At 43.3% G+C, this 12,237-nt stretch carries 2 protein-coding genes; both read left to right on the forward strand.

From position 1 onward, the window contains the following. The first annotated feature begins 124 nt into the window (after positions 1-124). Positions 125-11,197, forward strand: coding sequence for an Ig-like domain-containing protein (locus B9A18_RS09190; RefSeq protein WP_084288978.1), 11,073 nt, complete (start codon positions 125-127; stop codon positions 11,195-11,197). A gap of 65 nt (positions 11,198-11,262) precedes the next feature. Beyond that, positions 11,263-12,234, forward strand: a complete 972-nt coding sequence (locus B9A18_RS09195) for a PorP/SprF family type IX secretion system membrane protein (RefSeq protein WP_235005276.1) — start codon at positions 11,263-11,265, stop codon at positions 12,232-12,234. Positions 12,235-12,237: the final 3 nt, after the last annotated feature.

Raw genomic sequence — 12,237 nt, forward strand, 5'->3', positions numbered from 1 at the left:
AATTACGTCTCCAAATGCTACTCATTCGACTCCTTTAATGGCTGTCGATATTGCCAAATCGCAGACCAATCGCAATGGTCTTATCAATTAATGTTTATTGAATCCCTCGTTAAATAAAATTCTAATGAAAAAACAATTACTTACTTTTTTGTTGATACTTTTTACGTTTCAGCTTTATGCTGCAGATTATTACTGGGTTGGTGCAGGAGGAAACTGGAGTACGCTTACTAACTGGCGTTTAGGTAGCAAAGATGGGAGCATCCCAAGCATCGTGCCTTCAGCTAGTGATAATGTTTTTTTTGGTTCTTACAGCACATTTACGTCGGCCAATAAAACAGTAACGATTGATGCAAACGCCTTTTGTAACAACATGACCTGGGAAACTGACGTGCCAAACAGCCCAACTTTTACCAGAGGGCCTTCTACTGCGATACTCCTTTCCATTTCCGGAAATTTTAAGTTTTCCCCAACTGTTAGTTTTAATGGTGTTTACGCTAATTTTGTGGGGGCTGCACCTGCTACCCTTACTACAAACGGTCCAATATCAGGAACTTTAAGTCTCACAATTAATAAGCCCGGAACTGGACTTACACTTGCCGATAACCTGATATACAATACACCAACTAACACCTATAATGTAATTACACTCACGGCAGGTAGCTTCAATGCAGCGGGAAAGACTATGAAGTTATATGGTTTTACCAGTAACAATGCAAATACAAGAAGTGTAGATATCAGCAACAGTGAGATTAATCCTTCACGGATATGGGATTACAGGGGGACAAATAAAACCCTGATTGCAACCGGGGCCTTTATTAGTTCCGCAGTAGAATTTCATGTGGATGGAGGGTTTTACCCTGCAGTTGAGGCAGGTGGAAATGCAAGTACTTACTTTGATATTAGCAGTACAACCATTAATAAATTGACTTTTACTTACACAACTAATGGTTCCCAGGCTAGAATAGCCAGCAATAACATTATAGACTCACTTTTTTTTAAAGGTTCAGGTGCAATACGCCTTGGTAACAATAAGATTAAATATGTCACTTTTGAAGGTGATGGAACAATTGGCGGCAACGCCAATGTGATTCAATCTGCACGGGTTGGGGGAAAACTAGATCTGATTGATCAGGGAAACCATCAATTTGATACCCTGATCACGGCCGCCAATAAAAATATAGGTATATCAGGCTCAAATACTATAAATAAATACTTTAGGGCTGGAGGACTTCCATGTGACGGATTTACTGAAATTACCGGAGTGAATTCCGGAAAGTTAATCTTTGCTGCAGGTGCTGTTGTAGATATGAATAATGTGCTGCTGGCTAATCTTACCGCTCAAGGACCAAATACCCCGATTGCTGTCAATGGTATCGATAATGATGGCAATTCCGGTTTTACCATTACTGAGCCCGTGGCAACAGGAACTACCCTTTACTGGGTAAATGGTGGCGGCGATTGGAATGATAAAATGCACTGGAGTACCAGTTCTGGAGGTCCTGGAGGTGCTTGTATACCTTTCGTTTACGATAATGTGGTATTTGATGCAAATAGCGGATTGTCCAATGGAAATATAATAGCAACAACTGCAAATACATATTGTAAAGACATGACCTGGGCAGCTGGGATTCCTAAAATTACCTTCAATGAAAGTGGTACTTACGCACTTTTTGTATATGGCTCGATTGTACTCAATCCAAATGTAACCATGAATGCTTACATGGAGCTTAGAGGTGATGCTGCTGTTACTTTGCGGACTAATGGCAGTGGTTTGGGAGTCAACCAATATAATATTCGAAAATCTGGTCCGAGCGCTACCATTGGCCTTACCTTGTTGGACGACTGGAGCAATCCCAGTTCAGCTTTTGCATTGATCAGTGGTATGCTGGATATACGCAACCGTGTGGTGAATTTATTTGCCATCGTTAACAGTGGATCTTCGAGCAAATTCCTTAATATGAACAAGGCAAATGTAACGGTAACCAATTGGTCTTACGGGAGCCCTGGCAGTGTTTTGGATGCAACTGATTCTTATCTGCTTGTTAAAAATTCGATCATTACCCGTGCTCACACCTATAATATAGTGGACTGTTCAGCCACCATCGGCGATAATATGGATGTAGCCGGCACTAGGATCGGGCAGCTTACCTTTACAAACACTGGATTAAAGAGCGGCGCCAGGATCCATGGAGGTAACACCATCCGGAGGCTGGATTTTAAGGGGCAGGGAATGGTCCGTTATGGGGGCAATGATATCGACTCTTTGATCACTGCCGAGAACCGTAACTTCTATTTTTACGAAACAGCTGCCGGCCATACAAAGATCAATAAATACTTTAAAGCTACACATCCATCCTGCAGCGGGCTGGGAGAGATCCGAAGTGGTACTTCGGCTATTAGTACCTTGATATTTGCTGCCAATACAAAAGTTGAGGTTTCAAATATATATATGGAAAATATTGCTGCCACCGGCGGTGGTGGCACGTTAACATTGCCTATTCCGTTTACCGGAGCAGATGCAGGGGGCAATAGTGGTTGGACAATTTCTTCCGGTACCGGTAATGCCCGCTATTGGGTAGGCGGTGCCGGAGATTGGAATGATGCCAGTCACTGGAGCCTTAGTAGTGGGGGAGCAGGAGGCGCTTGTATTCCAACTGTGGGAGATGATGTTTACTTTGATGCTCAAAGCGGTTTTACCAATGCATCAAGATCTGTTACTGTCAATAACGGAAATGCGTACTTTCACAACATGAGCTGGGCTGGAGCGCTCAACGACCCTGTTTTTTCAAAATCTACAGCCTGGGTAATGGAATGTTGGGGGAATAGTATCATATTAAATCCGATATCCACATTAAATATAGCTCCACTTTTATTGAAAGGAGCGGAAGCTACGGTATTGTCCGGACAATGTAAAGGCGACTTTGACCTGCAGATCAATAAGCCAGGGGGAAGTTTGACGTTTGCAAACGACTATAATAATATATTAACGGATTTTTACCTTGTTGAAGGAGATTTTATAGCTTCGGGACGTTTACTTAATATTAGGGGCATTGATAACGCAGGGTTAGATAATGATATTTTGCTCGACATTAGTGGCAGTACGATCAATGCAACTACTGCAGGAATACGTTACAGCGGTGGAATTACAAAACGAAGCCTGAATGCTGCTAATTCTATTATTAATGGTAATTTGATCGCAGATGGCTTTAATTATAACGTTGTTAATGCACCGGGCGCGACTAGCCTAAATGTGACCATCTCTAATACCAATATCAAAGAACTTAATTTTACAAATCCAAGTACTACATCAGCTATTGGGATCAATGGCGTAAACAATACAATAGGCAGAGTGGAGTATAAGGGCAGCGGTGGAATATATGGTACCGGAAATAGGATCGATACCCTGATATTCTTTCCTGGAAATATATATACTATTACAGGTGGCACTAATACAACCATTACCGGCGATTGGTTTGGCAGTGGTAGCCCATGTAAGCCTACAGAAATAAAAAGTAGCAGTGCTACTCCGGCTACCATTACTAAAACTTCGGGAACTGTTGATTTTGATTATGTTCGTTTGCAGCGTATAGCGGCTACAGGCGGTGCCGATTTTAAGGCCAGGGAACACAGTACCGATATGGGTGGCAATACCGGTTGGGCCATCGCTCCATACAATGGCGCTTCCCCGATATTGGGTCTTGGACCTGATCTGAGTCTGAAGAATAGTGATTTACCTTATACCATTAAAACCGATGGCTTTTTTGGTTCTCCACTTTCTCAATATGAATGGAAAAAGAATGGTACTGTAATCAGTACAGCAAATGAACTTGTGGTAACAGAGCCGGGAATTTACGCTGTTAATGTAAAGTTCCCTGATGGTTGTTCTGTCCCTGATGACATTACTATATCACTGGCAAGTACAGATCTTGCGGTAGTGAAATCTGTAGATAACCCGGCGCCTACCGTAGGTAGCAATGTTGTTTTTACAGTTAAAGCCATTAACAACGGCCCAGGTGCGGGTGCGGGAATTGCAGTGACCGATCAACTGCCAACAGGGTATACTTATGTAAGTCATACCGCTCCTGCAGGTACAACTTATGATGCCGTAACAGGTTTATGGACTATAGGTAATTTGGCTTCAGCTGCTGATGCAACAATTACGATCACAGCCAAAGTGAATGCAGCTGGTATTTATATCAATACAGCAACAATTTCTTCGGCTGGAGATGATCCTGAGCCTGCAAATAACAGTTCTACAGTAACATTGGTGCCAAGCCCCGCAGTAATTGTTGTGCAGCCAAGCTGTGCGGTAGAAACGGGAAGTATTGAAATACCGATTACTACCGGTGGCACCTATTCAATAGATGGGGGAGTTACTTTTCAGGCAGGCAACATCTTTGCAAATTTAGCCCCTGCTGACTATTCTATTGTCGTAAAAATCGGTGCCAATACAAGCACGCCTGTAACGGTAACTATAAATGAAGCCCCGACTCCACCGGATGCTCCGCTAAGTGGTGGTAACCAGTTTGTATGTGCAACTAGTCCTATTCAGACTTTAACTGCAACAGCAACGGTGCCTGCAGGCTCAACCGTAGTTTGGTATGATGCACCACATGGAGGTAATGTGGTTACCAGTCCTGTTTTGAATACCATAGGAACTGTAGTTTACTATGCAGAAACGAATAATGGTACCTGTATTAGTAAATCAAGAACAGCAGTACTGCTCAATATAAATGTCAGTCCGGTTATTACTGCTCTGGCGGATCAGGCTGCTTGCACAACATACACACTCCCTGCCATAATTGGAACCAACTTAACGGGTAACCAGGCTTATTATACTTTGCCAAATGGTGGAGGAACAAAATACCTTGCCGGGGCTGTATTGAATACTGTAGGAACACAAACTTTATACCTATTTGATAAAGCTGTATCCAATTCAACTTGTGCAGGTAATATCAATGTTAGTACTAATACCAGCTTCAGCGATAATGTATTTATACACCAGTATATTAGTGGTAGTCATAATTTTTACCCAAGACCTGTAAATGCAGATTTTTGGAAAGGTACCGCGAACCAAGCCATTGAGTACAGGAGTAATGAAGGCGCTATTCAATATCTAACTGTGATTGGTGACTTAAATGTAAGCAGTGATCCTGGCTGTACCGGAAGCAGTGTGGAAGTTACGGTTGGTGCGACTTTTAAAAATGACGGACCTACTCCAGGTGCTGGTTATTCTGGTCTTGTTGCCATCTACAATAAAGTGACCGGGGAAAATATCTATACAAAAAATATACAACCTGGTTTTAGTGTTGGTGTAGCGACGGCTTATACTGCTTCAGCAATAGTGCCTGCTGCTGATCTGTTGGCGGGCAATCTGATTGTTGTTTTAGCTGTGGAGACCGCACAGAACGGTTATAAAAATTGGACACTATCCAAATTCAATGCGACCTATAAATATTTATCTGGAACACCATGTCCGGATGAAAAACCATTTAAGCTAACCATAAATCCAATACCCCTTGCTCCAATTAGTGGTAGTGATCAGGAGGTTTGTGTAACAAGCCCTGTTCAAACGTTAACCGCAACAGCAACGGTACCTGCTGGTACTACGATTATCTGGTATGATGCGCTAATAGGAGGAAATATTGTAGCTGCACCTATATTAAGTAGTGTCGGTACGATTACTTATTACGCAGAAGCAGTTAGCAATAGTTGTGTAAGCGATAGTAGAACGGCCGTTAAACTAACAATCAACCAAAGTCCGGTTATTAATCCTATTGCAGATATAAGCTCTTGCGGGCCATTAACGTTACCTGCAATTACAGGGACTAATTTATCGGGTACACAAGCTTATTATACCGGTGTTGATAAGACAGGCAAGAGATACAATGTCGGTGATGTGTTTAGTACTATAGGGGAAACAACCTTGTATGCTTATGATGAAATCCTTCCAGGAGTTGATCAAAATCCACAAGGGGCCCTGATACTGGCTCCGGATGCGAGTTATACCACGGCTAAACTTACAGCCCTGTATCCGGACAATAAGCATGGACTTGGAAAGGTTGGTGGAGTGAATAACATTGCAAACCCCGCTTTGAATACAAATTTGACGAACTATGTAGCCGGTACGCCGGCCGGTGCACAGTATAGTGCAATTGTTGGTAAGTTGACTTTGCCGGTTGGATATCAGAATGCCGGAGATCAGGTACTGGTTACTCTTGGAGATATTTTTATGAGGAATCCTTCAGTCACTCCTCCCGCAATAGCTGGATATGCAGGTCAGTTGGCTATCATCAATACAGCAACCAATCAGTTACTTTATCAGACGCCTTTTAGTGACCTTCCAGGAGGGATCGGCGATGGCGTCAGACCAACCGTATCAGGGCTTGTTTCCGCGGCCGACCTGATTGCCGGTCATATTGGTATATATGCTGAATTCAAAGCCTCCTTGTGGCGGTTTTCAGGACTTACCGGCAAATATCAGTTTGTTTCTTCAGGCGTAGGTTGTCCGGCCCAGCAAAGTTTTAAAGTAAATATTAATTCGATACCAGCGGCACCAGTGGCCGTTAATCAATCTGCTTGTGCCGAATCACCGGTACAAACTATAACAGCAACAGCCTCTGTTCCATCGGGATCAACTGTTGTTTGGTTCGATGCAGCTACTGGTGGAAATGTGGTCGCTAATCCAACTTTAAACACTGTTGGCACAAAGACTTATTATGCAGAGACGCATACCGGTGTTTGTACAAGTGGAACAAGGACTCAAGTAGTTTTAACGATTAATGAACCGCCGGTATTGAGTGTTCATAATCCTGCAGTTGTTTGTCATCCTGCAACGATAAATTTAACTTTAGCTGCAGTAACAGCAGGAAGTACAGCTGGCCTTCAGTTTACTTATTTCAAAGATGCCGCAACACTGTTTGCATTGGCAAACCCAACCGCGGTAGACCTCTCAGGTACCTATTATATTAAGGGGACAAACCCAGTTACCGGATGTAGCGTTGTTGCTCCGGTGGTGGTTCAGTTTGTTGATAAACCGGAGGTGGTTGCAGTGCATCCAAGTTGTGTAAGTACTACTACAGGTAGCATTAAAATTACAGCTCCATTAGGTGCCGGTTTCGAATATTCTATTGATGATGGAGTAGGCTATCAGGTACAGACCGAGTTTACAAATCTTCCTGCCGGAACCTATAAAGTAAGGGCAAGGAATACATTAGCGGCCAACTGTGAAAGTGACGTGAATGAAATTGTAATTAATAGCGCTATTACAACAGCTACACCATTGGTGTTTCATCCGGGATGCGGAGCGACAGAAGGAAGGATGGAATTCCCGGTAGATGCAGATTATGAATATGCCATTGATGCCGGCGCTTTTAGTGCCTTGTACGTGTTTGACCGTGCTCCGGGAACATATAGCATCAAGTCAAGAAAAATATCTACAGGCTGCGTAGCAGATGCAATATCAGTTGTAATTAATGCAGCTCCAATACGTCCAACGGCCCCTTTAAGCGCAAGTATGGAGGCTTGTGAAGGACAAACTTTAACAGCAACGGCAACTGCTGCCCCAGGCGTAGCGATAGTATGGTATGATGCAGCGTCTGGTGGAAACATAGTGGCCTCACCTACTTTAAGTACAGTAGGAAGTGTTGTTTACTATGCAGAATCAACCGACGGTACTTGTACGAGTGTAAATCGTACTCCGGTAAAGCTAACTATTACTCCGAAACCTGTTATCAATTTCATAGCGAATTTAAATATTTGCGGGCCAATAACTTTACCTGCAATTACAGGTACAAACTTGTCCGGCAACCAGGCTTATTATACAGCTCCAGGTGGAACAGGAACGAAATACAATGTAGGCGCAGTTATAAGTGCACCTGAAGAAACCAAAATTACCTTGTATGCTTATGACAGCAACATAGGCCCGGATCTGGGAACAGCATGTCCGACTGAGGTAAGTTTTGAGGTGATGATCAGAAAAACAATTGCCGGCGCAATAGATGCCGACCAAACGATCTGTAAAAATACAACTCCTGCTGCATTGAGTTCAACTACAGCAGGAACAGGATCGGGAAGTATAAAATACAGATGGGAGCGTTCAACAACAAGTGCCGCCGCAGGTTTTACTGTGATCGCAGGTGCAACATTAGCTGACTATGCCCCTTCTGCGTTAAGCACGACCACCTGGTTTAGAAGAATTACCGTCTCGTCATATGATGGCGTGTTATGTGAATCTGCCCCTACAGGAGCAATAAAAATTACTGTACAGGATGCGATTACTGAAGGGACAATTTCTGCGAGTCAAACCATTTGTAACAATACTATTCCTGTTTTAAGTTCGCTTACAGCAGCAACAGGCTCAGGTTCGATCAGTTATCGTTGGGAAAGCTCGACAACAGATGCCCTGGCAGGTTTTGCAGCTATTGTTGGAGCAACTTCGGAGGACTATAGTCCTACAGCCTTAACCGGTACAACCTGGTTCAGAAGAATTGCCATCTCAACGGATGGCGGAAGTATCTGCGAGTCGGCACCAACAGCTGCAGTTAAAATTACGGTACTCGATGCAGTTACCGCAGGTGCGATCAGTGCTGATCAAACCATCTGTAACAGTACTGGTACGGCATTAACTTCGCTTACTGCCGGAACCGGATCTGGTAGCATCAGCTACCGTTGGGAAAGTTCAACCACAAGTGCCTCTGCAGGTTTTGCTGTTATTTCAGGTGCAACCGCGGCTGATTATGCGCCGGCTGCTTTAACAAAAACAACCTGGTTCAGAAGAGTTACCATATCAACATGGAATGGTGCGGTCTGTGAGTCGGTTCCTACAGCAGCTACAGTAATTGTAGTTCAGGATGAAGTTACAGCAGGAGTGATTGCAGCGGATCAAACCATTTGCAATAATACTACTCCTGTGGCGCTTGCCTCTGTTACAGACGGAACAGGTTCGGGAGCTATCAGCTACCGTTGGGAGCAATCATCAGCATCTGCTCCGGCGTTTACTCCAATTTCAGGTGTAACCTCGGCAAGTTATACACCTGGCGTATTAACCGAAACTACCTGGTTCCGCAGGATTACCATTTCAACATTGAATGGGGTGTTGTGCGAATCGGGAGCCACTGCCTTGCTAAAGATCACCATCCAAGGTGCGGTTACTCCCGGTTCAATTGGAACAGATCAAACTATTTGTAATGGTAGCGTAGCTGCTACTTTAACGTCAGGTACTTCCGGAGCGGGTTCTGGAACGATTACCTATCGCTGGGAAAGTTCAACAACAGATGCGCTGACGGGTTTTGCCATTATACCAGGAGCAATATCAGCCAGCTATACACCCGGGGCTTTAAACAGCACTACTTATTTTAGAAGAATAACCATTTCAACCCTAAATGGTAAGACATGTGAATCGGAACCAACAACAGTGGTTACCATTCATGTACAGGGGGGTGTTACAGCTGGGGTAATTGGTACAGATCAGATGGTTTGTAACAATACCGTTCCGGCAGCATTAACTTCTATAACAATGGGAGCAGGCTCAGGTGTGATCAGCTATCGTTGGGAGCGCTCCTCATTTGCGGCTAGCAGCTTTACAGTCGTTCCGGGAGCAACAGCAGCCAGCTACAGTCCGGCTGCCTTAACCACAACGCTTTACTTCCGCAGAGTAACCATTTCAACGCAAAATGGTATACAATGTGAATCTGCACCGACTCCGGTAGTTAAAATCACGGTTCAAGGTGCAACATCCGCGGGAGCTATCAAATCAGGTCAACGCATCTGTTTCAATACTGTCCCAGCTGCACTAACTTCGGCTATAGCCGGATCGGGCTCCGGTACCATTGGCTACCGTTGGGAAAGTTCAACAACAGGGGCTGCTACAGGTTTTGTTACGATACAAGGTGCAACAGGCGACAGTTATGCTCCGGGTGCATTAACCCTTACTACTTATTATAGAAGGATTACCTTATCAACTCAGGATGGTATGGTTTGCGAATCAGTACCTACGGCAGCGGTTGCAATTGAAATAAATGCAGCGCCGGCAGGAACTAACCAGGATAAGCAAATATTTGAAGATACTATATTGGCCGGTCAGATAACTGGTACCGATGCAGAGGGAGATGCGTTGACCCACAGTAAGAAAACGGATCCAACACGTGGTACAGCTGTGGTAAATGCTGATGGAACCTATACCTACACACCAAACGCAGATTACAATGGACAGGATAGCTTTACCATAGCCATAAGTGACGGATGCAGAGAAATTATCGTCACCGTAAACATTACGGTAATGCCGGTAGATGAACCTTTGCCGTCGATCTTGCTGGTGAAAACAGGAGTTTTTGCACAAAACTACATCACTTATACATTTAGATTTAAAAATACAGGTATAGTGCCGATAATTAGCTTATCCCTAACGGATGAGAAACTAGGTATTTTTAATAAAGATATTGATGTGTTTGGTGGCTTGTTGCCTGGTGCTTCAATTATGGTAACGGAAGAATATATCCTAACCCAGACTGATAAGGAAGCAGGTAATGTACATAATATTGCTAGTGTAAATGCAAAAGATGGCAATGGCACCTCGGTAATGGCCGTATCCGGAACAGCAGAAAATAACAACAGTCCTACTGTTACCGTAGTTAGTAAACCTTTTGTAGCGGTTGATGATAATTATGAAGCTGATGCCAACAAAGTTATTAAAGAGGACCTGCTGATTAACGATGATATTGCCGGTGGAGATGTAAGGAAGTTAATCGTAGAGGCGATTACCCAACCACAAAATGGTAGGATGACTATGAATCCTGATGGTACATTTACCTATACACCAAATCCGGGTTATGTAGGCGCAGATAGCTTTACTTATTGTATAAAAGACGAGTATGGTTATTACAGTAATGTTGCCAAAGTATCCTTTAAGGCTAATTTCTTCGATATTAATATGCCTACTTTATTTACACCAAACGGGGATGGGATAAATGATGTTTTTGAAATCCGCGGATTGGATCAGTTTACAGAAAATGAGTTAACCATAGTTAACCGTTGGGGTAGCGAGGTTTACCGAATGAAGAATTACCAAAACAACTGGAGTGCTGAAAAGTTGAATGAAGGAACCTATTATTACCTGTTGAAAGTAAAGCAGGCTGGTAGCAGCGAATGGAAAATCTTTAAAGGGTATACCACTATTGTAAGGGCATTTAAAAAATAAGATTGAATTATAAATTGAGCACCAGGGGGAAGCTAAACGCTTCCCCTGATGTAAAAATGAAATCAATGATGAGAAGAATATTACAGATAATAACGTGTTTGGTCTTACTATCCAATCTGGTAAAAGGACAGCAAGATGGCCAGTTTAGCCAGTACATGTTTAACGGGATTTATATTAACCCGGCTTATGCGGGGTACAAGGAACAGTTAAATTTGCATGCCTTTTACCGCAACCAGTGGACAGGCATCGAAGGTTCCCCAAAAACGATGTCTTTGGCAGTAGATGCAATAGCAAATGATGGTAATGTGGGTTTGGCTTTGCAGATAACGAGCGACAGGCTTGGTGCACAGCGCAATGAGTCGGTTTATGCCAATTACGCCTATCGTATCAGGATGAATGCCGAAGGAACTTCAAGGCTGGCCTTTGGACTTGGTTTGGGGGCAGTTCAATTGGGTGTTGATGGTGGATTGTTAAATCCCAATGATCCTGAACCTCATCAACCCATAGGCGTGCAAAGTACCATTCTCCCGGATGCAAGAGTGGGCGTTTATTATGCCGACGAGCGGTTTTATGCAGGGCTATCAGCCGATAACCTGATCTTACAATATATGGATGTTGATAAGTATGCATTTATCGCACAGCCTAAACCTCACTTTTATTTAACTGCAGGAATGTTGCTTCCTTTAAGTCAGGATGTATTGTTGAAGCCTTCTTTTCTTTTAAAAGATGACAGGGGCGGGCCTACAAGTATGGACTTGAGTGCATTTGTTATTCTTGGTGAAAAATTTTGGCTGGGCGGCTCTTACCGTACAGGGCTGAAACTTTACAATAAAAGTTATTTGCAGAATGATTTAAGTACCCTGAATTCAGCCGTAGCTGCTATGCAGATCTTCCCTTCTTCGAATTTAAGGGTAGGTTATGCCTACGATTTTTCTATTAGTCAGTTGCAGGGATACAGCAGTGGTACTCATGAAATCTCGATAGGCTATTTCTTTAACAGGAAAAACACCAGAATGTTAACTCCAAGATATTTCTAATCC

This window comes from Pedobacter nyackensis (assembly GCF_900176505.1).
Taxonomy (GTDB): Bacteria; Bacteroidota; Bacteroidia; order Sphingobacteriales; family Sphingobacteriaceae; genus Pedobacter; species Pedobacter nyackensis.